Source organism: Streptomyces sp. ISL-99 (assembly GCF_018614005.1).
GTDB lineage: Bacteria > Actinomycetota > Actinomycetes > Streptomycetales > Streptomycetaceae > Streptomyces > Streptomyces flavidovirens.
Genome location: NZ_JAGGPC010000043.1, coordinates 95,314 through 117,597 on the forward strand (window position 1 = coordinate 95,314; position 22,284 = coordinate 117,597).

At 69.8% G+C, this 22,284-nt stretch carries 24 protein-coding genes; 6 read left to right on the plus strand and 18 right to left on the minus strand.

The window, feature by feature from the left end; translation table 11 throughout:
• Positions 1-123: 123 nt before the first annotated feature.
• Complete coding sequence (locus J7E91_RS25565) at positions 124-1,716, plus strand: CocE/NonD family hydrolase (protein WP_214908767.1); 1,593 nt, start codon at positions 124-126, stop codon at positions 1,714-1,716.
• A gap of 37 nt (positions 1,717-1,753) precedes the next feature.
• Here the strand turns inward: J7E91_RS25565 and J7E91_RS25570 are convergent, their stop codons facing one another.
• The 15 genes from J7E91_RS25570 to J7E91_RS25640 form a co-directional block, all read right to left on the minus strand.
• Positions 1,754-2,614 carry an amino acid ABC transporter permease gene (locus tag J7E91_RS25570; RefSeq protein WP_214908643.1) on the minus strand — a complete coding sequence of 287 codons (861 nt, stop codon included), beginning with the start codon at positions 2,612-2,614 and terminating at the stop codon, positions 1,754-1,756.
• Complete coding sequence (locus J7E91_RS25575) at positions 2,611-3,255, minus strand: amino acid ABC transporter permease (RefSeq protein WP_214908645.1); 645 nt, start codon at positions 3,253-3,255, stop codon at positions 2,611-2,613. Before J7E91_RS25575 ends, J7E91_RS25570 begins: the two co-directional genes overlap by 4 nt.
• 10 nt (positions 3,256-3,265) lie before the next feature.
• Positions 3,266-4,171 (minus strand): glutamate ABC transporter substrate-binding protein, encoded by a 906-nt coding sequence (locus J7E91_RS25580; RefSeq protein WP_214908647.1) that lies wholly within the window; start codon positions 4,169-4,171, stop codon positions 3,266-3,268.
• Between the two features lie 18 nt (positions 4,172-4,189).
• Positions 4,190-4,933: an amino acid ABC transporter ATP-binding protein gene (locus J7E91_RS25585; RefSeq protein WP_214908649.1), complete on the minus strand. Its 744-nt coding sequence runs from the start codon at positions 4,931-4,933 to the stop codon at positions 4,190-4,192.
• A 118-nt stretch (positions 4,934-5,051) separates the two neighbouring features.
• Entirely contained in the window at positions 5,052-5,513 is a 462-nt protein-coding gene (locus J7E91_RS25590) for a DUF6278 family protein (protein WP_214908651.1), read from the minus strand.
• Positions 5,514-5,584: 71 nt separating this feature from the next.
• A complete protein-coding gene (locus tag J7E91_RS25595) occupies positions 5,585-6,364 on the minus strand; it encodes an exodeoxyribonuclease III (protein ID WP_214908653.1) in 780 nt (259 codons plus the stop codon).
• A gap of 42 nt (positions 6,365-6,406) precedes the next feature.
• Positions 6,407-7,039 carry an MBL fold metallo-hydrolase gene (locus J7E91_RS25600; RefSeq protein WP_214908655.1) on the minus strand — a complete coding sequence of 211 codons (633 nt, stop codon included), beginning with the start codon at positions 7,037-7,039 and terminating at the stop codon, positions 6,407-6,409.
• Between the two features lie 27 nt (positions 7,040-7,066).
• Positions 7,067-8,377 carry a 4-carboxymuconolactone decarboxylase gene (gene pcaC / locus J7E91_RS25605; RefSeq protein WP_308377080.1) on the minus strand — a complete coding sequence of 437 codons (1,311 nt, stop codon included), beginning with the start codon at positions 8,375-8,377 and terminating at the stop codon, positions 7,067-7,069.
• Positions 8,378-8,421: 44 nt separating this feature from the next.
• Positions 8,422-9,012, minus strand: coding sequence for a hypothetical protein (locus tag J7E91_RS25610; protein ID WP_214908657.1), 591 nt, complete (start codon positions 9,010-9,012; stop codon positions 8,422-8,424).
• Positions 9,012-10,160 (minus strand): ROK family glucokinase, encoded by a 1,149-nt coding sequence (locus J7E91_RS25615; protein ID WP_214908659.1) that lies wholly within the window; start codon positions 10,158-10,160, stop codon positions 9,012-9,014. Before J7E91_RS25615 ends, J7E91_RS25610 begins: the two co-directional genes overlap by 1 nt.
• 301 nt (positions 10,161-10,461) lie before the next feature.
• Positions 10,462-11,274 (minus strand): ATP-binding cassette domain-containing protein, encoded by an 813-nt coding sequence (locus J7E91_RS25620; RefSeq protein WP_214908661.1) that lies wholly within the window; start codon positions 11,272-11,274, stop codon positions 10,462-10,464.
• On the minus strand, positions 11,271-12,338 hold the full coding sequence (locus tag J7E91_RS25625) for an ABC transporter permease (RefSeq protein ID WP_214908663.1): 1,068 nt from the start codon (positions 12,336-12,338) through the stop codon (positions 11,271-11,273). Before J7E91_RS25625 ends, J7E91_RS25620 begins: the two co-directional genes overlap by 4 nt.
• Positions 12,335-13,348 (minus strand): sugar ABC transporter substrate-binding protein, encoded by a 1,014-nt coding sequence (locus J7E91_RS25630; RefSeq protein ID WP_308377083.1) that lies wholly within the window; start codon positions 13,346-13,348, stop codon positions 12,335-12,337. Before J7E91_RS25630 ends, J7E91_RS25625 begins: the two co-directional genes overlap by 4 nt.
• A 95-nt stretch (positions 13,349-13,443) precedes the next feature.
• Entirely contained in the window at positions 13,444-14,445 is a 1,002-nt protein-coding gene (locus tag J7E91_RS25635; RefSeq protein ID WP_214908666.1) for a substrate-binding domain-containing protein, read from the minus strand.
• Between the two features lie 137 nt (positions 14,446-14,582).
• Entirely contained in the window at positions 14,583-15,302 is a 720-nt protein-coding gene (locus tag J7E91_RS25640) for a GntR family transcriptional regulator (RefSeq protein ID WP_308377114.1), read from the minus strand.
• Between the two features lie 146 nt (positions 15,303-15,448).
• On the opposite strand from J7E91_RS25640, the gene J7E91_RS25645 reads away from it, so the two are divergent.
• The 5 genes from J7E91_RS25645 to J7E91_RS25665 all read left to right on the plus strand — a co-directional run bounded on the left by J7E91_RS25645 (position 15,449) and on the right by J7E91_RS25665 (position 19,033).
• Positions 15,449-16,453 carry a Gfo/Idh/MocA family oxidoreductase gene (locus J7E91_RS25645; RefSeq protein WP_214908668.1) on the plus strand — a complete coding sequence of 335 codons (1,005 nt, stop codon included), beginning with the start codon at positions 15,449-15,451 and terminating at the stop codon, positions 16,451-16,453.
• Positions 16,450-17,283 (plus strand): alpha/beta fold hydrolase, encoded by an 834-nt coding sequence (locus J7E91_RS25650; RefSeq protein WP_214908670.1) that lies wholly within the window; start codon positions 16,450-16,452, stop codon positions 17,281-17,283. The genes J7E91_RS25645 and J7E91_RS25650 overlap by 4 nt, the downstream gene beginning before the upstream one ends.
• A gap of 111 nt (positions 17,284-17,394) precedes the next feature.
• Positions 17,395-17,823, plus strand: coding sequence for a hypothetical protein (locus J7E91_RS25655; RefSeq protein WP_214908672.1), 429 nt, complete (start codon positions 17,395-17,397; stop codon positions 17,821-17,823).
• Positions 17,817-18,059, plus strand: coding sequence for a helix-turn-helix transcriptional regulator (locus J7E91_RS25660; RefSeq protein ID WP_214908674.1), 243 nt, complete (start codon positions 17,817-17,819; stop codon positions 18,057-18,059). Before J7E91_RS25655 ends, J7E91_RS25660 begins: the two co-directional genes overlap by 7 nt.
• Positions 18,056-19,033, plus strand: a complete 978-nt coding sequence (locus J7E91_RS25665) for an NAD(P)-dependent alcohol dehydrogenase (protein ID WP_214908676.1) — start codon at positions 18,056-18,058, stop codon at positions 19,031-19,033. The genes J7E91_RS25660 and J7E91_RS25665 overlap by 4 nt, the downstream gene beginning before the upstream one ends.
• A 16-nt stretch (positions 19,034-19,049) precedes the next feature.
• Here the strand turns inward: J7E91_RS25665 and J7E91_RS25670 are convergent, their stop codons facing one another.
• Genes J7E91_RS25670 through J7E91_RS25680 form a run of 3 tightly spaced genes read right to left on the minus strand, consistent with a single transcriptional unit; the run spans position 19,050 to position 22,212 of the window.
• Positions 19,050-20,249 (minus strand): cytochrome P450, encoded by a 1,200-nt coding sequence (locus J7E91_RS25670; RefSeq protein WP_214908678.1) that lies wholly within the window; start codon positions 20,247-20,249, stop codon positions 19,050-19,052.
• A 44-nt stretch (positions 20,250-20,293) separates the two neighbouring features.
• The gene (locus J7E91_RS25675; protein WP_214908680.1) at positions 20,294-20,962 is read right to left on the minus strand and encodes a response regulator transcription factor; all 669 of its coding nucleotides are present in this window, start codon (positions 20,960-20,962) and stop codon (positions 20,294-20,296) included.
• Positions 20,959-22,212 carry a sensor histidine kinase gene (locus J7E91_RS25680; protein ID WP_214908682.1) on the minus strand — a complete coding sequence of 418 codons (1,254 nt, stop codon included), beginning with the start codon at positions 22,210-22,212 and terminating at the stop codon, positions 20,959-20,961. The genes J7E91_RS25675 and J7E91_RS25680 overlap by 4 nt, the downstream gene beginning before the upstream one ends.
• Positions 22,213-22,284: the final 72 nt, after the last annotated feature.

Here is a 22,284-nt window from a genome sequence, read left to right on the forward strand (position 1 = left end):
TTCTTCCAATAATTGTTACCCCGACGTAACTTACCGGGGAGTTACCAACGGTAAGCGCTGGCGGTTACCGTCGGGTCACTTTGCACTGACACGAGTGAGGAGTGACCCGTGAGACACCCCCACATGTCCCTGCGCGGCACTACGGCGGCCGCCACCACCGCCGCCGTACTGCTCGCCGGGACCGCCGCAGGCGTGGCTCCCACAGCCCAGGCTGCTGCCCCGGCGCAGCAGCCCGCGACCGCGACCGACGCTCTCCCCGGCGTACGGTTCGCCGACATCCCCGGCGACGGCGGAACCGTACTCAAAGCCAACGTCTTCACCCCGGCCGGCGCCGACGGCAGCCGCACCTACCCCGTGATCGTGCTGCCGACCAGCTGGGCCATGCCGCAGATCGAGTACGTCGCCCAGGCCAGGAAGCTCGCCGACTCCGGTTACGTCGTCGTCAGCTACAACTCCCGCGGCTTCTGGCAGTCCGGCGGCAACATCGAGGTCGCGGGCCCGCCGGACATCGCCGACGCCTCCAAGGTGATCGACTGGGCGCTCGCCAACACCCCGGCCGACCCGCAGAAGGTGGGCATGGCGGGCGTGTCGTACGGCGCCGGGATCAGCCTCCTCGCCGCCGGACACGACAAGCGGATCAAGGCGGTGGTCGCGCTGAGCGGCTGGGCCGACCTCATCGACTCGATCTACAGCGGCCGTACGCAGCACCTCCAGGCCGCGGCGATGCTGAGCGGCGCGGGCGAACTCACCGGCCGCCCGAGCGCCGAACTCCGGCAGACCATGAAGGACTTCCTCGGCTCCAACCTGGCCAAGGAGCAGGACATGATCGAGTGGGGGCGCAAGCGCTCCCCCGTCACCTACCTCGATCAGATCAACAAGAACGGCTCGGCGATCATGCTGGGCAACGCCTGGGGCGACACCATCTTCCCGCCGAACCAGTACGCGGACTTCTACGAGAAGCTCACCGGCCCCAAGCGTCTGGAGCTGCGCCCCGGCGACCACGCCACCGCGGAGGCCACCGGCCTGCTCGGGCTGCCGAACGACGTGTGGACCAACGCCCAGCGCTGGTTCGACCACCACCTGAACGGCTCGGCGAACGGCATCGACGGCGAGCAGCCCGTCCAGCTCAAGTCCCGGTCCACCAGCGCGTACGAGGGCTACCCGAACTGGAAGTCGGTCGGCGCCGACCAGCGGAAGATCGCCATGGGCGGCAGCAAGACCATCCGGGCGAACGTCGACTCGGGTGCCAACGGCGGGATCGTCCTGCTGTCCAACGCCCTCGACCAGTTCCTGAAGCTGCCGCCGATGGCGTCCGTACCGCTACTGCCGCGAACCTACGCGTCGGTCTGGCAGTCGGAGCGGTACGCCGGGACGCAGCGCGTGCGCGGCACCGCCAGGGTCCACACGACGCTCTCCAGCACCGAGTCGAGCGGCACCCTCGTCGCATACCTCTACGACGTGGGCCCGCTCGGCCTCGGCAAGCTGGTCAGCAATGCGCCGTACACCTTCCACGACCGGACACCCGGCAAGCCGTTCCCCGTCGACCTGGAGCTTTTCTCCACCGCCTACGACGTACCGGCAGGCCACCGGCTGGCCCTGGTGATCGACACCGTCGACCCGCTCTACATCGAACACAACCCGTCCGGCGCGCAGCTGACCTTCTCGTCGCCCGAGTCCGACCCGTCGTACGTGTCGGTCCCACTGCGCGACAAGTGATCTCCGGCTGCTGCCGGGCAGCACGTGCCCTTTTTCGCTAATGCACGCCCGGCAGCAGCGTGCCCGCGTCGGCCGGGCCCACTTCCACTGCCTCGGTCTTGGGACTGCGCTTCTCCCGCTTGGCCACCCACTGGGCGAACCAGGAGAGCAGCATGCACATCCCGATGTAGATCGGCGAGATCACCATCACTACGGGGATGAACGGCAAATCGTAGTCGAGATTCGACGCGATCAGTTTGCCGGCGTGGAGGAACTCCTCATAGGTGATCAGGAAGCCGAGCGAAGTGTCCTTCAGAGCGACCACCAACTGGCTGATGATGGTCGGCAACATCGCGCGTACGCCCTGCGGTACCAGGACGTACGCCATGACCTGCGTCTTGCGCATACCGAGTGAGTACGCCGCCTCCCGCTGCCCCCTTTCCACGGAGTTGACCCCCGCACGGAACACCTCGGCGAGCACCGAGCCGTTGTACAGCGTCAGTCCGGCCACCAGAGCGGGCAGCGGCTGGACCTTCAGCGCCACGAAGATGAAGAAGATCATCACCAGTACGGGCATGGCGCGGAAGAACTCGATCAGCAGTGTCGCCGGCCGGCGCAGCGCACGGTGGTCGGAGAGCCTGCCGGTCGCGAGGAGCGCGCCGAGTGCCAGAGAGAGCACGGCGGCGTACGCGAAGGCCTTGAGGGTGTTGCCGAGCCCGCGCAGGAGCAGCTCCTGGATTCCCTCGTACGCAAAAGGATTCCACTTGGCGGACGTGAACTGGCGGGTGTCGAACAGCAGATACAGCACCCAGCCGGCGAGCGCGAGGATGAGGAGCGTCGACAGGACGCCGTAGAGGAAGTGCCGCTTGCGGGTCTGTGGCCCGGGGAGGTCGTAGAGAGCGGTGGAGGCTGCGGTCATCGGGCGACTCCCCAGCGCTTCTCCAGCACGTTGAAGAGCGCACTGATGGTCAGGGTGATGATCAGGTAGCCGACGGCGATCCAGATGAAGGTCCAGATGATGCTGTAGCCGAGCTCGTTGAGGGTCTTGTACGTGCCGAGCAGCTCGGTGACGCTGAACGCTCCCGCGATCGCCGAGTTCTTCGCGAGTGCGATGAGTGTGGAGCCGATCGGCGGGATGACGGTGCGGAAGGCCTGCGGCAGCACGACGGCGCTCAGTGTCTGACTGAACGTCATACCGAGGCTGCGGGACGCCTCGCCCTGGCCGAGCGGCACGGTGTTGATGCCGGAGCGCAGCGCCTCGCAGATGAACGCCGAGGTGTAGCAGCCGAGCGCGATCACCGCGAAGAGCTGGAACGGCAGCACGAGCCCGAAGCGCGGCAGGCCGAGCAGCACCGCGAAGAAGAGCAGCGTCAGCGGGGTGTTGCGCAGCACCGTGACCCAGACGGTCCCGAGGGCCCGCAGCGAGCCGACGGGCGCGACACGGAAGGAGGCCATGACGAAGCCGAGCACCAGGGCGAGGAGGGAGGCGTAGACCGTGAGCTCGACGGTGCCGAGGAAGCCCTTGCCGTAGAGGGAGAAGTTCTCGGTGAGTACGTCCATGTCGTCTCCCTCAGCTCGCCGGGTAGCGGTCGATGGGCGGGGGCGGCGTGGCCTTTCTGCCGGAGAGGCCGAGGGTCGCGTCGTACGCCTTCTGCCAGTCGCCGTTCTTCTCGTGGGCGGCGAGCGCGTCGTCGATCGCGAAGCGCAGGGCGTTGTCGGCGCGCGGGACGCCGATGCCGTAGGGCTCCTCCGAGAAGGGTTTGCCGACGACCTTGAGTTCGTCGGGGACCTTGGCGGCGTACCCCATCAGGATCGTGTCGTCGGTCGTGACGGCGTCGACCTGGAAGGTCAGCAGGTTGTCGACGCACACGGAGTACGTGTCGTACGCGACGAGGTCGGCCTTCGGGTAGTCCGCCTCGATCCGCTGGAACGGGGTGGAGCCGGCGGCGGAGCACACGCGCTTGCCGTCGAGGTCCTGCGGCCCGTTGATGTCGTTCTCGTCGGTGCGCACCAGGAGGGACTGGCCGGCCATGTAGTACGGACCGGCGAAGCCGACGAGTTTCTTGCGGTTGTCGTTGATGGTGTAGGTGCCGACGTAGTAGTCGATCTGGCCGTTCTGCAGGGCGGTTTCGCGGTTGGCCGACGCGATCGTCCTGAACCGGATCTTCTTCGGGTCGAAGCCCAGCGACGCGGAGACCATTTTGGCGATCTCGATGTCGAAGCCCGAGTAGACGCCGGTGGCCGGGTCCTTCTCGCCCATGTACGGCTGGTCCTCCTTGGCACCGACGACGAGACGGCCGCGGCGCTTCGCCTTCTGCCAGGTGCTGGAGCCGGGCAGCCGGAAGTCCTTCGCGACCCGGTACTCGGGCAGTTCGTCGGGCTGCGGTCCCTTCACCGGCGGGCTGCCCTCCTTGCCGCAGGCGACGGCGAGGAGAACCAGCAGGAGGGCGGCGAGCGTGCGGCGGGTGCGCTGCATCTGTCCGTACACCGCCCGTCAGTGCTTGAGGATCTTGGAGAGGAAGTCCTTGGCGCGGCCGCTCTCCGGGGCGGTGAAGAAGTCCTCGGGTGTGCGGTCCTCGACGACGCGGCCGTCGGACATGAAGACGACGCGGTTGGCCGCGGAGCGGGCGAAGCCCATCTCGTGGGTGACGACGACCATGGTCATGCCCTCGCGGGCGAGCTGCTGCATGACTTCGAGTACTTCGTTGATCATCTCCGGGTCGAGCGCCGAGGTCGGCTCGTCGAAGAGGAGGGCCTTGGGGTCCATGGCGAGGGCGCGGGCGATGGCCACGCGCTGCTTCTGACCGCCGGAGAGCTGGGCCGGGAACTTGCCGGCCTGGGAGGCGAGTCCCACGCGTTCCAGGAGTTCACGGGAGCGCCTGTCGGCGTCTTCCTTCTTGCGCCCCCGGACCTTGATCTGCGCGAGGGAGACATTGTCCAGCACGGTTTTGTGCGCGAAGAGATTGAAGGACTGGAAGACCATGCCCACCTCGGCACGGAGCCGGGCGAGTCCTCGGCCCTCTTCGGGGAGGGGCTTTCCGTCGATGAGGATGGTGCCCGACTCGACCGTCTCCAGCCGGTTCACCGCCCGGCAGAGCGTCGACTTGCCCGAACCGGACGGGCCGATGACCACCACCACCTCCCCGCGGCCGACGGTGAGACTGATGTCCTGCAGGACGTGCAACTTCCCGTAGTACTTGTTGACGTCACGCAGCTCGATCAACGGATCGACGGCCATACGCAGCCCTACCCACTCTCAGCTGTGTCAAGGTCAGCGCAAACTATCCAGCCCGATAAGGGACTTCGCGCACGACACGCTTAAATGGGACATAAGGCGCACTAAAGAGTTCGGGTGGTCAGAGCTCCGAGACCTCGGCGTACACCTGGGACAGCTCGGGCGCCCCGTTGACCGCCCAGTCGAGACCGAACTCCACCACGTTGATCTCACGGCCCGAGGCCAGCCGGACCACCGGCTGGCCGCTCGGCCAGAGCTGCCAGGCCGCCCCGGGGACCGTACGTACGATCACGGACCCGAGGTAGAGACCCGCGTCGTTGCCCAGCCAGGGCAGCTCCTCGGGGTCGTCGCGCCAGCGCGGTGTCAGCTGGTCGAGGGCCTCCAACGAGGCCGGGGAGTCGTCGAGTTCGAGGCCGGCATCCCCTGCCCGGGCGCGCAACAGCTCGCACTCGGCGAGCAGTTCCGCCAGGCCTTCCGTGTCGCTGTCTCCGTCGGCGCCGACGGCGCCGGGTGCGACCACCGCCGTACCGTGCGCCGTGTCACGGCGCTTGAGCCAGTTGTCCAGGAAAGGGATGTTCTTCATATCGCTCAGCCTCGCATTCGTTCCGCCATGTTCACCACAGGCGCGCGGAGACCGGTTTCCGCCCGTGTCCGTCAGACGTCGAGGTCGACCACGACCGGCGCGTGGTCGGACGCGCCCTTGCCCTTGCGCTCCTCACGGTCCACGTAGCTGTCCTTGACGGCGGCCGCGAAGGGGGCGTTGCCGTAGACGAGGTCGATCCGCATGCCCTTGTTCTTCGGGAAGCCGAGCAGCCGGTAGTCCCAGTAGGTATATGGACGGTCGTACTTGAGGGGGCGCGGCACCACGTCCGAGAGCCCCGCGTCGCGCAGCGCGGCGAGCGCCGCCCGCTCGGCCGGGGTGACATGGGTGGCGCCCACGAAGAGCGCCGGGTCCCAGACGTCCTCGTCGGTCGGGGCGATGTTGAAGTCACCGAGGACGGCGAACGGGCGCTCACCGGCGGCGTCGTCGGCCACGGCCTTGTTGAGCGCCTCCAGCCAGCGAAGCTTGTACGCGTAGTGGTCGTGGCCGACCTCGCGGCCGTTCGGTACGTACACCGACCAGACGCGGACCGGGCCGCACGTCGCGGAGATCGCGCGCGGCTCCTGCACGCCTTCGTAGTCAGGGCCGCCGGGCAGGCCCACGACGACGTCCTCCAGGCCGGCCTTGGAGATCACGGCCACGCCGTTCCACCGGCCCGTGGCGTTGACCGCGCACTCGTAGCCGAGGTCGCGCAGCTCCGCGGCCGGGAAACCCTCGGAGGTGGTCTTGGCCTCCTGGAGGCACAGCACGTCGGTGCCGGAGCTCTCCAGCCAGGCCAGCAGGCGGGGCAGCCGGGCGGTGATCGAGTTGACGTTCCAGGTGGCGATACGCATGTACGACAGCCTATCGGCGCGGTCTGACACTCGGCTTCCGGTTCAGAGCTCGGTCGAGTCTCCCGGCGTCAGCCGGCTGTGGTCCGCGCCGCACAGGCCGCCGATCTGGCGGTCGTAGATCGGCCGGGCGAGATCGGTGAGCAGCGCGTCGTGGATGTCGATGGCGCGCCGCGGCTTCACCTCGCGTACGTAGTCGATCACCTCGGAGATCTTCGACCACGGGGCCATCACCGGCAGCATCAGCGTCTCGACGGGCTGCCCGGGGACGGTGAGCGCGTCGCCGGGATGGAACACCGAACCGTCCACCAGGTAGCCGACGTTGGTGATCCGCGGGATGTCCGGGTGGATCACGGCGTGCAGCTCGCCGTGGACCTGCACGTCGAAACCGGCGGCGGAGAACGTGTCGCCGTGACCGACGGTGTGCACGCGGCCGGGGAAGGCCGCCGAGAGCTGGTCCGCGACGCTGCGCAGCGTCCAGATCTCGGCGCCCGGGTTGGCCTCCAGGCCGGCCCGGAGCCGGTCCTCGGCGAAGTGGTCGGGGTGCTCGTGCGTCACCAGGACGACGTCGGCGCCGACCGCCGCGTCCTCCTCGCTGAAGTTGCCGGGGTCGATGACGAGCGTGCGCCCGTCCTTCTCCAGCCGGACGCAGGCATGGGACTTCTTGGTCAGCTTCACGGGGTCGGCCTCCTCGTCGCCGTCTTGCTACGCCTGCGGTGTCGTCTCCTCCTGGATGACCGCCTGGGCCACCTTGAAGGCCGAGTTCGCCGCCGGGACGCCGCAGTAGACGGCCGTCTGGATCAGTACTTCCTTGATCTCGGCCGGGGTCAGTCCGTTGCGCAGGGCCGCCCGGGTGTGAAATGCCAGCTCGTCCAGGTGACCGCCCGCGACCAGCGCGGTCAGGGTGACACAGCTGCGCGTGCGCCGGTCGAGTCCGTCCCTGGTCCACACCTCGCCCCACGCGTAGCGAGTGATCAGCTCCTGGAAGTCACCGGTGAAGGCGTCGGCCTCGCCGAGAGCGCGGTCCACATGGGCGTCGCCCAGGACCTCGCGGCGGACCTTGAGCCCGGCGTCGTACGGGTCGGGGCGGCCATCCTCCGCCGGTACGGCGACGGGCTGCGCGGTGGGGCCGATCTCGCCGACCGGGTTGATGGGCGCGGAGATCGCCGGCATCACGGGCGGGGCCTGGATCGCCTGCATGCCCGTCGTCGAGGCGGGCGTGGCCTGCCAGGCGGTGGAGAAGTGGCGTACGAGCAGATCCGTGACGGCGACGGGCTGTTCGACGGGGGCGAGATGCGAGGCGCCGGGGACCAGCGCCAGGCGGGCGTCGGGGATGCCCGCGACCAGGGTGCGGGCCTCGGCGGGCCCGGTGACCTGGTCCTCGGAGCCGACCAGGACGAGGGTCGGGACGCCGATACGGCGCAGGTCGACCCGGATGTCGAAGGCGGCCAGTGCCTCACAGGCGGCGATGTAGCAGCCGGGGTCGGTGGTGCGGACCATCTGGACGGCCCACTCCACGATCGCGGGCTGCGCGGCGGCGAACCCGTGCGTGAACCAGCGGGCGGGCGCGGAGGCCGCCATCGGCTCCAGGCCGTTCGTCCGTACGATCACCCCGCGCTGGCGGAACTCGTCCGCGGTACCGAAGCGGGGCGACGCCGCGACCAGGGCGAGCGAGGCGATCCGCTCGGGGTGGCGCAGCGCCAGCTCCGCGCCGATCGCGCCGCCGATGGAGCAGCCGGCGTAACCGAAGCGCTGTACGCCGAGGGTGTCGAGGGTCGCCAGCAGGCGCTCCGCGAGTTCGTTGACGGAGCTGGCGGGGTGCGCGGGTGCGCCGCCATGGCCCGGCAGGTCGAAGCGGAAAACGCGCCACTGACGGGTCAGGTCCGGTATCTGCCGGTCCCACATGTGCCACGTCGTGCCGAGGGACGGGCCAAGGATGAGGACCGGGGCGTCCTCGGGGCCATCAAACCGGTACTGCAGGGGCTGCGGGGGCTTCTTTTCGGTCTCTTCGCTCACTCGCTCCAGATTAGCGATCCGGTGAAGGTCCCCGCCCCAGGGGGTCAGGGGGTGGCGGTCGAGACGACGTAGACGAAGGGATGCGCCGGGACGGTCTCGTCGACGGTGATGTCGACGGTCGGCTGCGGATCCTTCTGGTCGACCGTGGTACCGGACCACGCGCGGTCGGGGTCGAGGGTCCAGCCGGCGACCTCGGCGTCCCGCCCGCTGATCGTGATCTTGCCCTTCTTGAGGGCGGCCCGGTTGACGCCGAGGTCGTTCAGGAACCAGTCGAGGTCCGCCGGGACTGTCCTGAACTGGACGTACAGCCTGCTGGTCTTCCAGTTGTTCGTCTCGTAGAACGCGACGTCCTGGCCCGCGTTGGGGACGGGCACGTCGTAGATACGGCGCGTCATGCGGGACGGGAAGCCCTCGGTGAGGCCGGTGGCCGAGGCCACCTTCGCCTTGTCGCGGCCGCTGTCGCGGCTCTGCTCGGCGGAGATCAGCAGGTAGCCCGCCGGGATGCCGATGAGCAGCACGATGATGACCGCCGTCAGCCAGCGTCGGGCGATCATGTGGCGGCGGTTCTCGGGGAGCTTGCCCGCGTCGTCCGGTGACGGCGACGGGTGAGGCACGGAGGGGGCGGGCGGGGTCATTACTGGGGTCCCTGGGTGGTGGAGCGGATGGCCTGGGCGTAGCGCTCGTAGCGTTCGTAGCGCTCCAGGCGGCGGCGGTTGGCGCGGCGGAAGCGGCGCGCGACGAGCCGGGCGAGGTCGGCGGCACCGACCATACCGGCCTCCGGCCCGAGCTGGGCCTTGGCGATACGGGCCTCGGGGCGGTAGCCGCGGCCGGTGAGGTGGCGCCTGAAGGCATCGCGGGCCGGGCCGATGAGGAGGTCGTCGGCGGCGCTGACACCGCCGCCGATGACGAAGCAGGAGGGGTCGAGGGCGGCGGCGAGGTTGGCGATACCGACGCCGAGCCACTGGCCGATGTCCTGGAGCAGTTCGACGCACATCGCGTCGCCCTCGCGGGCGAGCTCGGTGATGAGCGGTCCGGTGATCTCGGGGATGTTGCCGCCGACGCGCTCGATGAGGCCGTACGCGACCGGGGAGTCGGCGGCGGCGAGCTCGCGGGCCTCGCGCACCAGGGCGTTGCCGGAGCTGTACTGCTCCCAGCAGCCTCGGTTGCCGCACGGGCAGCGGTGGCCGCCGGGCACCACCTGCATGTGGCCGAACTCGCCCGCGACGCCGTACTTGCCGCGCTTGACCTGGCCGTCCTCGAGGATCGCGCCGCCGATGCCGGTGCCGAGCGTGATCATGACGAGGTGGTCCTCGCCGCGTCCCGCGCCGAAGCGCCACTCCGCCCAGGCGGCGGTGTTGGCGTCGTTGTCGACCAGGACGGGGACGGCGAGACGCGCGGAGATCGCCTCGCGCAGGGGTTCGTTGCGCCAGGCCAGGTGGGGGGCGAAGAGGACGGTGGAGCGGTCGGCGTCGACCCAGCCGGCCGCGCCGATGCCCACCGCGTGGACGTCGTGGCGGTCGGAGAGGTCGAGGACCAGCTCGACGATGGTGTCCTCGACGACCTTGGGGCTCTTGGACTTGTCCGGCGTCTCGGTGCGGATTTTTTCGAGGATGACGCCGTCGGCATCGACTACGCCGGCCATCACTTTCGTACCGCCGATGTCGATGCCGACGGTGGGCACCCGGGGCGCGCTGAGGTGCGATCGCCGCTCACGGGTGCCGACGGTCCGCAGAACGGTGGCGCGGGCGGAGCCGCGGTGCGCGAAGTCTCGGTACGTGCTCATGTCCCCTGCGGGGTCGTGGGGTCGGGTGGCGGTTCTCGCGCTCGATTCTGCCATCCGGTGGGGCGGGGTGCGGTGCGGCCGGGTGCGGCGGGCGGTGCGAGCGGGCCGCTGCGCGGGGCTTTCCCCGACCCGCCCCTTCCCGAACTGGGGCTCCGCCCCAGACCCGCTCCTCAAACGCCGGAGGGGCTGGATGGTGCCGCTGCGCGGCAATTCCGGGACCTGAGGCTTGCCCTCCCCGCGGCGGAGCCGCAAATGTCACGGCCGGGAAGGGGCGGGGTGGGGAACAGGCCCCGCGCAGCGGTTACCGCTCCAGTTCGTGGCTGAGCTGGTCTAGCTCACTGCCGCCTGCCATCTCGCGCGTCAGCTCGTCGAGGGTGATCTCGTCACGGGTGTGGCTGCCCGACATCGCGCCGCGCTTGAGGAGCACGAAACGGTCGCCGACGAGATACGCGTGGTGCGGGTTGTGCGTGATGAGAACAACACCGAGACCGGCGTCACGCGCCGCCGCCACGTACTTCAGTACGACGCCCGACTGCTTGACCCCGAGCGCGGCGGTCGGCTCGTCCAGGACCAGTACCTTCGCCCCGAAGTAGACCGCTCGCGCGATCGCCACGCACTGCCGCTCGCCGCCCGAGAGCGTACCGATGGGCTGGTCCACGTCGCGCAGGTCGATGCCCATGCGCAGCAGCTCGGAGCGGGTGGTCCGGCGCATGAGGTCGACGTCGAGGCGCTTGAAGGGGCCCGCGCCCTTCGTCGGCTCGGAGCCGAGGAAGAAGTTCCGCCAGACCGGCATCAGCGGTACGACGGCGAGGTCCTGGTAGACGGTCGCGATGCCCCGGTCCAGGGCGTCGCGGGGGTTCGCCAGCCGGGTTTCCTCGCCCTCGATCGAGAAGGTGCCCGCGTCGTGCTGGTGCAGACCCGCGATGATCTTGATGAGGGTGGACTTGCCGGCGCCGTTGTCGCCCAGTACGCAGCTGATCTCGCCCGCGTGGACTTCGAGGGAGACGCCTTCCAGGGCCTTGATGTTGCCGTAGAACTTGCTGACGTCGTGGAGCTCCACAAGAGGTGCGGCAAGAGGTGCGGTCTGCGTCGTCTGCCTCGGCTGCCTGGTCATCGGGTTGCCTCCGCGCGCTTGCGTACCCATGCGTTGAGCAGGGTGGCCAGAAGGAGCATCGCTCCGAGGAAGAACTTGAACCAGTCGGGGTCCCACTCCGCGTACACGATGCCCTTGCTGGTCATGCCGAAGATGAAGGCACCGACCGCCGAGCCGATCGCCGAACCGTACCCGCCGGTGATGAGGCAGCCGCCGATGACGGCCGCGATGATGTAGATCAGTTCGTTGCCGACGCCTTCGCCGGACTGCACGACGTCGAACGAGAAGAGCAGGTGCTGGCCGGAGATCCAGGCGCCGAGACCGACGCCCATGTAGAGCCCGATCCGGGTCTTGTTGACCGGGACGCCGACCGCGCGGGCCGCTTCCGTCTCGCCGCCGACCGCGAAGATCCAGTTGCCCGCGCGGGTGCGCAGCAGGATCCAGGTCGCGACGGCGACCAGAGCCAGCCACCACAGGACGGTGATCTTGAGGTTCACGCCACCGATGGTGACCTGCGAGGCGAAGAGCGCCTTGGCGGACTCGAAGCCCTCCATGTCGGCGATGGACTTCGTCGACACGGTGCCGCTGATCATCTTGGTGAGGCCGAGGTTCAGGCCGGTCAGCATCAGGAACGTACCGAGCGTGATGATGAAGCTCGGCAGTTTCGTGCGGGTCAGCATGACGCCGTTGAACACGCCGATGGCCAGGGTCACCAGGAGCGAGACGAGGACGCCTACCCAGATGTTGGCGGTGAGCTGGTAGCTGAACATCGAGGAGACCAGCGCGGAGCTGGTCACCAGCACGCCGGCCGACAGGTCGAACTCGCCGCCGATCATCAGCAGCGCCACGGGGACGGCCATGATGCCGATCACGGACGCGGCGTACAGCACCGTGCCGAAGCTGGACGCGCGCAGGAAGCTGTCCGCGACGATCGCGAAGAAGAGGAAGACGGCGACGGCGCCGACCACCGAGCCGAGCTCGGGGCGGCCGAGCAGCCTGCGCAGCAGCGACGTCTTCAGCAGCCGTTCGTCGGCGGGCGCCTTGCCGCCGGGGGCCGGCGCCTGTGCCGGTGCGGTCGCGGTCATCGGGTCCCCCGCTTCGTGTACGCCTCCAGCTCGGCGGCGTCCTTCTTGGTGATGACCTGGGGTCCGGTGAGGACCGGCTTTCCGCCGCCGAGCACGTCGGCGTTGTACTTGTAGAGCCACAGCAGGTCGACGGCCTCGTACCCCTGGAGGTACGGCTGCTGGTCGACGGCGAAGCCGAGCGTGTCGTTCTGGAGCGCGGTCGCGACCTGGGCGTTGAGGTCGAAGGTGTCGATCTCGGCCTTGCTGCCGGCTTGCTCCTTCGCCTTGACGGCGGCGTCCGCGAAGGGCGCTCCGAGGGTCACGACGGCGTCGATGTCCTTGCTCGACTGGAGCTTTGCCTCGATGGACGCCTGTACGTCGGGCATGTTCGTACCGTCGACATAGAGGTTCTGCATCTCGCCGTCGAAGGTTTCCTTCGCTCCGGCACAGCGCTGTTCGTGGCCGACGTTGCCCTGCTCGTGCAGGACGCACAGCGCCTTCTTCTTCCCGCGCTTGCCGAGCTCCTCGCCGACGGCCTCGCCTGCGATGGTCTCGTCCTGCCCGATGTGGGCGAGTGCGCCGAAGTCCTTGGACTCGGCCGAGCCGGAGTTGACGGTGATCACCGGGATACCGGCCTTGGTGGCCTTGGCGACGACGGCCTTCATGGCGTCGGGCTTGGCGAGGGTGACGATCAGCCCGTCGACCTTCTTGTCGATGTACGAGTCGACCAGCTGGGCCTGCTGCTGGCCCTCGTCGCTGTGGGCGTACAGGAACTTGATGTTGTCCTTGACGGCGGCCTGTTCGGCGCCGCTCTGCGCGATGTCCCAGAAGGTGTCGCCGTCGCCCGAGTGGGTGACCATGCCGACGGTCCAGCGGGGCGTGTTCACCGCGGCCCTGCCCTGCGCGGCGGCCTGTTCGGCCCGTTCCTCGGCGCGCTTTCCGCCCGTACTGCTGCAGCCCGCCAGGGAAGCCCCGAGCACCGCCGCCAGCACCGCGCCCAGTGCGCGTACCCCTGTCCGAACCCTTGCCACGACGCCGTGCCCTTCTCGTACTCCTCGGTGCGGCCGGGGATCATTCACCCCGTCCCCGGCCGACCAAGTATCGGTTACGGGTGTTCGCACCGTATTCACCGGGTTCCGCGGGCCGTGTACTTCTCCAGCGCCGGCACGTCCTTCTCCGTGACGAGCGCCGGGCCGGTCAGAACGGGCTTTCCGCCGCCCAGGACGTTGCCGTTGGTCTTGTGGAGCCACAGTCCGTCGACGGCGAGGTAGCCCTGGAGGTACGGCTGCTGGTCGACGGCGAAGCCGATCTCCTTGGCCTTGAGCTGCTTCACCACTTCGGCGTTGAGGTCGAACGTGTTGACCTCGGCGTCACTGCCCGCGCCCGCCTTCGCCTTGACCGTGGCGGCGGCGAAGGGCGCGCCCAGGGTGACGACGGTGTCGATGTCCTTGCCGGTCTGGAGCTTGGCTTCGATGGAGGAGGTCGACGCCGGCATGTTGGTGCCTTCGACATTGAGGTTTTCGACCGTTCCCCGGAACGTCTTCTTCACGCCCGCGCAGCGCGCTTCGAGCGAGACGTTCCCCTGTTCGTGGATGACGCAGAGCGCCTTCTTCTTGCCGCGTGTGTTGAGTTCCTCGCCGACGGCCTCACCGGCGACGGACTCCTCCTGGCCGATGTGGCTGAGCGCGCCCACCGCATCGGAGTGTTCGCCGCCCGAGTTGATCGTGACGACGGGTATGCCGGCCGCGACGGCCTTCTGGACGGCGGCCTTCACCGCTTCGGGCTTTGCGAGGGTCACGACGATGCCGTCGACCTTCTTGGCGACGTACGAGTCGATGAGCTGCGCCTGTTCCTTGCCTTCCTTGCCGGCGGCGTACAGGAACTCGACGTTGTCCTTGGAGGCGGCCTGTTTGGCGCCGCTCTGGACGATGTCCCAGAAGGTGTCGCCCTCGCCGGAGTGCGTCACCATGGCGATCTTCAGGCGGTCCGTATTGACGGCCTTGCCGCCTGCGCCGCCTCCTTCGCCGTTCTTCTCCTCGGAGGCCTTGCCGCCCTCGGAGCTGCATCCGGCTGCGAGCGCGAGCGCGCATACGGCGAGGAGGGCTGCTGCCTTGCGGTGGGTACGCATCGTGGGTTCCGCCTTGTCTCCCGGCCGCCCCGTTGCGGCTGGGGGGAGTTCTAGCGGCGTACGCGATGCCCCGTCAATACTTTGTCCGAACATTCTTACGCGGACGGTGTCCCGGGCGGTGCTGGCTTGCGGTGGCTTCACGGCCTCACGAGCAGCTGGAACTCGAAGGCGTACCGCGAGGCCCGGTAGATGTGCGAGCCGAACTCGACCGCCCGCCCGGTGTCGTCGAACGTCGTCCGCTGCATCGTCAGCAGCGGCGCCCCCTCCGCCTCCGCCAGCTGCCGCGCCTCGTCGGCCCCGGCCGCGCGCGCCCCGACCGACTGGCGCGCGCTGTGCAGCGTGATGCCGGCGGCGCGCATCATCCGGTAGAGGCCGGTGGCTTCGAGGTGTTCGGTGTCGAGGGCCAGCAGCCCGGTGGGCAGGTGGTTGCGCAGGACGGCCATGGGCTCGTTGTGCGCGAGGCGCAGCCGCTCCACCAGGTGTACGTCGGCGCCCTCCGCCACGCCGAGCGACGCCGCGACCTCGGCGGTCGCCGGTTCGAGGGTGTTGCGCAGGACCGTGGTGGCGGGGAGCTGGCCCGCGGCTTCGAGGTCGTCGTACAGGCTGCTCAGTTCGAGGGGGCGCTTGACCTGGCTGTGCACGACCTGGGTGCCGACGCCGCGGCGCCGGACCAGCAGGCCCTTGTCGACGAGCGACTGGATGGCCTGGCGGACGGTGGGGCGGGACAGGCCGAGGCGCCCGGCCAGTTCGATCTCGTTGCCGAGGAGACTCCCGGGGGAGAGCCGGCCCTTCTCGATCGCCGCCTCCAGCTGCTGGGACAGCTGGAAATACAGCGGGACCGGGCTGTTGCGGTCCACGCCGAGCTGCAGGGAGATGGTGGGATCAGCGGCGGGTTTCGACACGCCTTTGAGCGTAACGCCAGGTAATGACTACTGGAAGTCCTGTAGTCAGATTGTCAGGACATACCCTTGACAGGGCGGCCCGCATGGCGACACTTTGGGGCATGCGCATCGGACTCATCGGCACGGGACGTATCGGTTCTTTCCACGCTGACGTGCTCAGCCGCCATCGCGAAGTGGGTGCCCTGCTCGTCGCGGACACCGATGCCGCGCGGGCCGCCGCGGTCGCCGACCGGATCGGCGCCACCGCCGCGCCGTCGGTCGACGAGATCTTCGCCTGGGGGGTCGACGCGGTCGTCATCGCCTCCGCCACCTCGGCGCACGCCGAACTGATCGGCCGGGCGGCGCGGGCGGGGCTGCCGACCTTCTGCGAGAAACCGATCGCACTGGATCTGCCCGGCACACTGGGCGCGCTGCGGGAGGTCGACGCGGCGGGGACCGTGCTCCAGCTCGGTTTCATGCGCCGTTTCGACGCCGGGTACACCACGGCGCGCGAGCTCGTACGGTCCGGGAGCCTCGGCCGGCTGCACACCGTACGCGCGATGACCTCCGACCCGGCGCCGCCGCCCGCCGCGTATCTGCCGCTCTCCGGCGGGCTCTACCGGGACTGCCTGGTCCACGACTTCGACATCCTGCGCTGGGTCACGGGACGCGAGGTGGTCGAGGTGTACGCCGCCGGGTCCGACGCGGGGCCGGCGATGTTCCGCGAGGCGGGCGACGTGGACACCGCCGCGGTGGTCCTCACCCTCGACGACGGCACGCTCGCCACAGCCACGGCCACGCGCTGCAACGGCGCCGGGTACGACGTACGGATGGAACTCGCCGGCGAGCTCGACCAGGTCTCCGTCGGCCTCGACGACCGTACGCCGATCACCTCGACCGAGCCGAAGGGGCCGCCGGCCTGCGAGCAGCCGTGGCCCGGCTTCCTGGAGCGGTTCGCCCCGGCGTACGAGGCGGAGCTGGACGCCTTCGTACGGGTCGCACTGGGCGAGCGGGACAACCCCTGCGACGGCCGGGAGGCGCTGCACGCGCTGCGGATCGCGGAGGCGTGCGAGCTGTCGCGCCGGGAGCGGCGGCCGGTGCGGCTGGGAGAGATCCCCTCGTCATGACGCTGACGACGGATGACGGGGCGAAGCTCTGGGCGGAGAGAACCGGCGAGGGCGATCCGGTGATCCTGTGCCACGGCGGCCCCGGGCTGTGGGACACGTTCGACGACGTGGCCCGGCTGATCGCGGACCGGGGGGTGGCCGTCCACCGCTGGGACCAGCGCGGCTGCGGGCGCTCCGAGCGGCGCGGCCCCTACTCGGTGGCCAGGTCGGTGGCCGATCTCGATGCCGTACGCAAGCACTTCGGTCTGGAGACGGTGACGCTGCTCGGCCATTCCTGGGGCGCGCGGCTCGCCCTGCACTACGCGCTCGCGCATCCGGCACGGGTGACGCGACTGGTGTACGTGTCGGGCACCGGCATCGGGCCGGACTCCGGCTGGTATCCGGAGTTCGTGGGGAACCTGCGGGCCGCGATCGGTGACCGGCTGCCCCGGTGGGAGGAGCTCAAGGCCCTGGAGCGGCGTACGGAGGCGGAGGAGCGCGAGATGTGCGTGCTCCAGTGGTCGGCGGACTTCGCGGGGCCGGACCGGGAGCGGGCGCTGCGGCTGGCCGAGCGGATGGCCACGCCCTGGTACGGCGTGAACCACGAATGCAACGCGGAGATCAACGCCGAGACCAGGACGATGAGTGAGCATCAGCTCCACGCCGCCTGCGGGGGCTTGAGGATGCCGGTCCTCATCGTGGACGGCGAGCAGGACATCCGGCCGCGCGACGCGGTGGATTCGCTGGCGCAGGCCCTGCCGGATGTCTCGCGGGTGACGCTCGCGGGGGCGGGCCACATGCCGTGGGCGGAGTCCCCGGCCGAATTCGCCGCCGCGGTCGCGCCTCGCTGATCACCTCAGGCTCATGTAAAGGAAGCTTGACTTCACGTTAAGACTGCTTGACACTCCAGGTGTCAGGTTTTCTTGCGGTGTCTTTTCTTACGTGGGGAGCGAGTGAGCCGAGTGGCATTCGAAGAGAAACGCGCCTGGAGCATGCTCCTGGTCGCGATCGGGGCGTACGCGGTGTACCTGGCGGTCGTCCTCGGCCGGCCCGGAGACGCGCCCCTCACCGAGGCGCCCTATGTGTCCGCGCTGCTGTGGACGGTCGGCGCGGCGATCGCCGCGAACACCGCGCTCCACGTCACGCTGGCGGCGCTCTCGCGCGAGGACGCGAACGGCAAGGACCAGCGCGACCGCGAGATCCACCGTTTCGCAGAGCACATCGGGCAGTCGTTCGTCGTGATCGGCGGCGTGGCCGGGCTCGCCCTGGCCATGGCCGGCCACGACCAGTTCTGGATCGCCAACGCCATCTACCTGGCGTTCGTCCTGTCGTCGGTGCTCGGGTCCACGGCGAAGATCGTCTCCTACCGGCTGGGCTTCCACCCGTGGTGAAGGCGAAGCCGACCAGGGTCACCAACACGATCCGGGCCCTGCGATTCACCCACGGCGAGATGACGCAGGCCGAGCTCGCCGGCCGTATCGGCGTATCCCGCCAGACCGTCATCGCCATCGAACAGGGCCGCTACTCACCCTCTCTGGAGATGGCTTTCCAGATCGCCCGCGTGTTCGGCGTCCCGCTCGACGAAGTCTTCCAGTACCCCCATGACAACTCGGGAGAAACCCCATGAAAGCCATGGCCCACACCACGTATGGACCGCCGTCGGTCATGCGCCTCGAAGACGTCGCCCGGCCGGTGCCCGGTGGTGACGAGGTGCTGATACGGGTCCACGCGGCCTCCGTCGACCCCGGCGTCTGGCACCTCACGGCAGGCATGCCGTACCTGATCCGCGCCATGGGCTTCGGCCTCCGTGCGCCCAAGGGCCGCATCCGTGGCGAGGGCGTCGCAGGTCGTGTGGAGGCCGTCGGCGCGGACGTCACCCGCTTCCGGCCGGGTGACGAGGTGTTCGGCGCCGGGGAAGGGACGTTCGCCCAGTACGCGTGTGCCAAGGAGGGCAGCCTCGCCCTGAAGCCGGGGAACCTCGGCTTCGAACAGGCGGCCGCTGTTCCGGTTTCGGCGTGCACCGCCCTCCAGGCCGTACGGAACGCCGGACAGCTGCGGGCCGGGCAGAAGGTGCTCGTCATCGGCGCGGCCGGTGGCGTCGGCCACTTCGCCGTACAGCTGGCCAAATCCTTCGGCGCCCACGTCACCGGCGTGTGCAGCACCGACAAGGCCGGCCTGGTCCGCTCCATCGGCGCCGACGAGGTCATCGACTACACCCGCGAAGACCCCACCGACGGCAGCCGCCGTTACGACCTCGTCCTCGACACCGCCGGCAACCGCCCCCTCTCCCGGCTCCGCCGCGCCCTCACCCCCCGCGGGACCCTCGTCATCATCGGCGGTGAGAACGGCGGCAGGTGGATCGGCGGCAACGAGCGGCAACTGGGAGCACTGCTGCTGTCGCCGTTCACCGGCCACCGGCTCCGCGGACTCGCCGTCATGCGTCTGGACCACGGCGACCTCCAGCTCCTCGCGGAGCTCATCGAGGCCGGCTCGCTGACACCCGTCATCGACCGCACCTATCCGCTGGCCGATGTCCCCGAGGCCATCGATTACCTGATGGAGGGCCGGTCGAGCGGGGGCAAGATCGTCGTCCAGGTGTAAGGGCGAGCGGCGGCGCTCACCACCGCACCGGCAGACGTCGTACGCCGCGCATCAGCAGCCCGGGCAGCCATTCCGGCGGCCCGCCGTCGGGGTCGGGCGTCAGATCGGGGCAGCGTTCGAGAAGCGTACGGACGGCGATGCGGCCCTCCATGCGGGCCAGCGGCGCACCGAGGCAGAAATGCAGGCCGTGGCCGAAGGCGAGATGCCCCGGCCCCTTGCCCGCAACCGCTGTACGCGTGATGTCGAAGCGGTCCGGATCCGGGAAACGGGCGGCGTCCCGGTCACCGGCCGCGAGCGAGACCAGGACCGGCTCGCCGGCCGGAATGACGACGTCGCCGACCTCGAAGGGCTCGCGGGTGAAACGGAAGGTGGCGTTCTCCACGGGGCCGTCATAGCGCAGCATCTCTTCGACGGCACTGTCGATCAAACCGAAGTCGGCGCGCAGAGACGCCAATTGATCAGGGTGGGCGAGAAGGGCCCGTACCCCGTTGGAGATCAGGTTGACGGTGGTCTCGTGGCCCGCGATGAGCAGCAGGAAAGCCATGCCGATGAGCTCGTCGGGGGCGAGCCGGTCCCCGTCCTCGGCCTGGGTCCGGATCAGCGCACTCAGCAGGTCGTCGCCGGGCGCGGACGCGCGCTTGTCCTCGACAAGTTCGGCGAGATAGGCCCCCATGGCCCGTACGGCCTCACCTTCCGCGTCGGCTCCGGTCGGCGCGACGATCTCGTTGGACCAGCCCCGGAAAGAGGCCCGGTCCAGGTCCGGTACGCCGAGGAGCTCGCAGATGACGGTCATGGGGAGCGGGAAGGCGAGCGCCTCGACAAGGTCCGCCGTACGGCTGCTTCCGGCGGTCATCGCATCCAGCAGCTCGTCCGTGACGCGCTGGATCTGTGGCCGCAGCGCCTCGATCCGGCGGGAGGTGAACTCCCTGGCGACGAGCTTGCGCAGCCTTGTGTGGTGGGGCGGGTCGGTCTCCAGCATGTTGGCGTTGATCGGGTTGGCGGTCACCTCGTACAGACCCGAGGTCCGCCAGTCCTTGCTGAGGCGCGGGTCGGCGAGCGCCCGCCGCGCCTCGTCGTGGCCGACTATCAGCCACACCCGCTCGACGTCGGCCGTCCGGATCAGGTGGGCGGGACCGGCCTCGCGCAGTTTCGCGTAGTACGGATACGGATCCGCCGCGAACTCCTCGGCGTGATCGCTCAGATCGACGACTGTCATACTCCCCCACCTCTCCGCTGCCCCCTGGCCACTGCCCGGTCAGCCTACGTCGGTTCCTCGTCGAGGAGGCCGGCGTCGTGCACCAACAGCGCGATCTGGACACGGTTGTTGAGGCCCAGCTTGGCCAGCACGCGCGACACATGGGTCTTTACGGTCGGCACGCTCATGTAGAGCGCCGCCGCGATCTCCGCGTTGGACTGTCCCCGGCCGACGGCGACCGCCACCTCCCGCTCGCGTTCGGCGAGTTGGCCGATGCGCCGGGTCGCCGTGTGCCGGCGGGGGTCGGCGGAGACCTCGGCGGCATGGGTCATCAGCCGGCGCGTGACCGCCGGCGAGAGCACCGGATCGCCCGCCGCCACCCGCCGTACCGAATCGACGATCTGCGCGGGCGGGGTGTCCTTGAGTACGAACCCGGCGGCACCGGCCCGCAGCGCGCGCAGCACCTGCTCGTCCGCGTGGAACGTGGTGAGGACGACGACCTCGGGGGCGTCGGGGCGGCGGCGCAGTACCTCGGTCGCCGCGAGGCCGTCCATGACGGGCATCCGGATGTCCATGAGGACCACGTCGGGGTGGTGCAGGTCAGTCATGGCGGCGGCCTCGGAGCCGTTCGCCGCCTCCCCCACGATGTCGATGCCGTCGGCCCCGCCGAGCATGAAGGTGAGCCCGGCCCGTACGAGCGGGTCGTCGTCGACGATGAGCAGCCTGATGGTCATGCGGCCCACGGTAGCCAGGCGCCGACCTTGAACCCGCCGTCGGGCGTCGGTCCGTGATCGAGACGGCCGCCGGCGAGCGTGGCCCGTTCGGTCAGGCCGATGAGGCCCTGGCCCGATCCGGGAACGGGCGGGGCGTCGCCCTCGGGGGCCGGATTGCGCACCTCGACGGTGAGGCCGTCGCCCGGTGCGCCGGTCAGCGTCACGGTGACTTCGGCGCCGGGTGCGTGTTTGCGGGCGTTGGTCAGGCCCTCCTGGGCGATGCGGTAGACGTTGCGGCCGATGGCGGCGGGCACCTCCTGCGGCCGGGCGACGCGGTGGTCGAGGGCGACCTTCATGCCGGCCTCGCGCGACTCGGCGACGAGGGCGTCGAGGGTGTCGAGGGTCGGCTGCGGCCGGTGTTCGTCGCCGGTGGCGGGTCCGTCGCCGGCGGCGGGGCCGCGCAGTACGCCGATGACCTCGCGCAGGTCGTTGAGCGCCTCGTGCGCGCTGTCGCGGATCACTCCGGCGGCGCGGGCGACCTCGGCGGGCGGGGCGTCGGGGCGGAATTCGAGGGCGCCGGCGTGGACGCTGAGCAGGGTGAGCCGGTGCGCGAGGACGTCGTGCATCTCGCGCGCGATGGCCTCGCGGGCCATGCGCTGCGCCTGCTCGGCGCGGAGCGCGGCCTCGGCCTCGGCGCGGCGGGCCCGGTCGCGCAGCGATACGACGAGCTGCCGGCGGGAGCGTACGAACATGCCCCACCCGACGATCAGCAGCACGATGACCACGGTCGCGACCGCCGCGGCCCGGAAGGAGACGCTGGGGTCGGGGCGCAGCACCGCCTGGACCAGGCCGGCCGCGATGGCGGCGGAGCCGACGGCCGCGACCGTCTTGAACGGCCGGTGCACGGTGAGGGTGAACAGGGCGACGACCATGGCGCCGGACGCGACGGGCGCGATGACGGAGACGACGACCAGGGTGACGGCGAGACCCACGGGCCAGCGGCGCCGCAGCCAGAGCGCGCAGCAGGCGGCCGCGCCCGCCAGTTGGTCCAGGACGACGACGTACTCCGGGTTGCCGACGCTGTCGGCGACATCGGCCGCGCCGAGCCCGACCAGCGCGGCGAAGACGAACATGACGATGTCGACGAACCAGTCACGGGGAGTACGGCGCGGACGTCCGCCGGTCCGGTCACCCGGCCGACCGGGGTCGGTATCGGGGTCGGGGTCGGCCATCGCCGAGGGCTGCAGCCAGCGGTACTCCTGATCGGTCATGTCGACAAAACTACGCACGCGGGGGCGGGGCCGGAGCACCGCGACGGGTTTCAGCGACCAAAGTCGCGGAGT

What these genes read in the sequence shown, in the direction of transcription:
- J7E91_RS25645 (WP_214908668.1), top strand. Translation starts at nt 15,449, where the DNA reads ATGCGCATCGGACTCATCGGCACGGGACGTATCGGTTCTTTCCACGCT.
- J7E91_RS25625 (WP_214908663.1), bottom strand. Translation starts at nt 12,338, where the DNA reads ATGACCGCGACCGCACCGGCACAGGCGCCGGCCCCCGGCGGCAAGGCG.
- J7E91_RS25680 (WP_214908682.1), bottom strand. Translation starts at nt 22,212, where the DNA reads ATGACCGATCAGGAGTACCGCTGGCTGCAGCCCTCGGCGATGGCCGAC.
- J7E91_RS25615 (WP_214908659.1), bottom strand. Translation starts at nt 10,160, where the DNA reads ATGAGCACGTACCGAGACTTCGCGCACCGCGGCTCCGCCCGCGCCACC.
- J7E91_RS25675 (WP_214908680.1), bottom strand. Translation starts at nt 20,962, where the DNA reads ATGACCATCAGGCTGCTCATCGTCGACGACGACCCGCTCGTACGGGCC.
- J7E91_RS25575 (WP_214908645.1), bottom strand. Translation starts at nt 3,255, where the DNA reads ATGGACGTACTCACCGAGAACTTCTCCCTCTACGGCAAGGGCTTCCTC.
- J7E91_RS25585 (WP_214908649.1), bottom strand. Translation starts at nt 4,933, where the DNA reads ATGGCCGTCGATCCGTTGATCGAGCTGCGTGACGTCAACAAGTACTAC.
- J7E91_RS25570 (WP_214908643.1), bottom strand. Translation starts at nt 2,614, where the DNA reads ATGACCGCAGCCTCCACCGCTCTCTACGACCTCCCCGGGCCACAGACC.
- J7E91_RS25670 (WP_214908678.1), bottom strand. Translation starts at nt 20,249, where the DNA reads ATGACAGTCGTCGATCTGAGCGATCACGCCGAGGAGTTCGCGGCGGAT.
- J7E91_RS25635 (WP_214908666.1), bottom strand. Translation starts at nt 14,445, where the DNA reads ATGCGTACCCACCGCAAGGCAGCAGCCCTCCTCGCCGTATGCGCGCTC.
- J7E91_RS25610 (WP_214908657.1), bottom strand. Translation starts at nt 9,012, where the DNA reads ATGACCCCGCCCGCCCCCTCCGTGCCTCACCCGTCGCCGTCACCGGAC.
- J7E91_RS25620 (WP_214908661.1), bottom strand. Translation starts at nt 11,274, where the DNA reads ATGACCAGGCAGCCGAGGCAGACGACGCAGACCGCACCTCTTGCCGCA.
- J7E91_RS25650 (WP_214908670.1), top strand. Translation starts at nt 16,450, where the DNA reads ATGACGCTGACGACGGATGACGGGGCGAAGCTCTGGGCGGAGAGAACC.
- J7E91_RS25595 (WP_214908653.1), bottom strand. Translation starts at nt 6,364, where the DNA reads ATGCGTATCGCCACCTGGAACGTCAACTCGATCACCGCCCGGCTGCCC.
- J7E91_RS25665 (WP_214908676.1), top strand. Translation starts at nt 18,056, where the DNA reads ATGAAAGCCATGGCCCACACCACGTATGGACCGCCGTCGGTCATGCGC.
- J7E91_RS25580 (WP_214908647.1), bottom strand. Translation starts at nt 4,171, where the DNA reads ATGCAGCGCACCCGCCGCACGCTCGCCGCCCTCCTGCTGGTTCTCCTC.
- J7E91_RS25565 (WP_214908767.1), top strand. Translation starts at nt 124, where the DNA reads ATGTCCCTGCGCGGCACTACGGCGGCCGCCACCACCGCCGCCGTACTG.
- J7E91_RS25590 (WP_214908651.1), bottom strand. Translation starts at nt 5,513, where the DNA reads ATGAAGAACATCCCTTTCCTGGACAACTGGCTCAAGCGCCGTGACACG.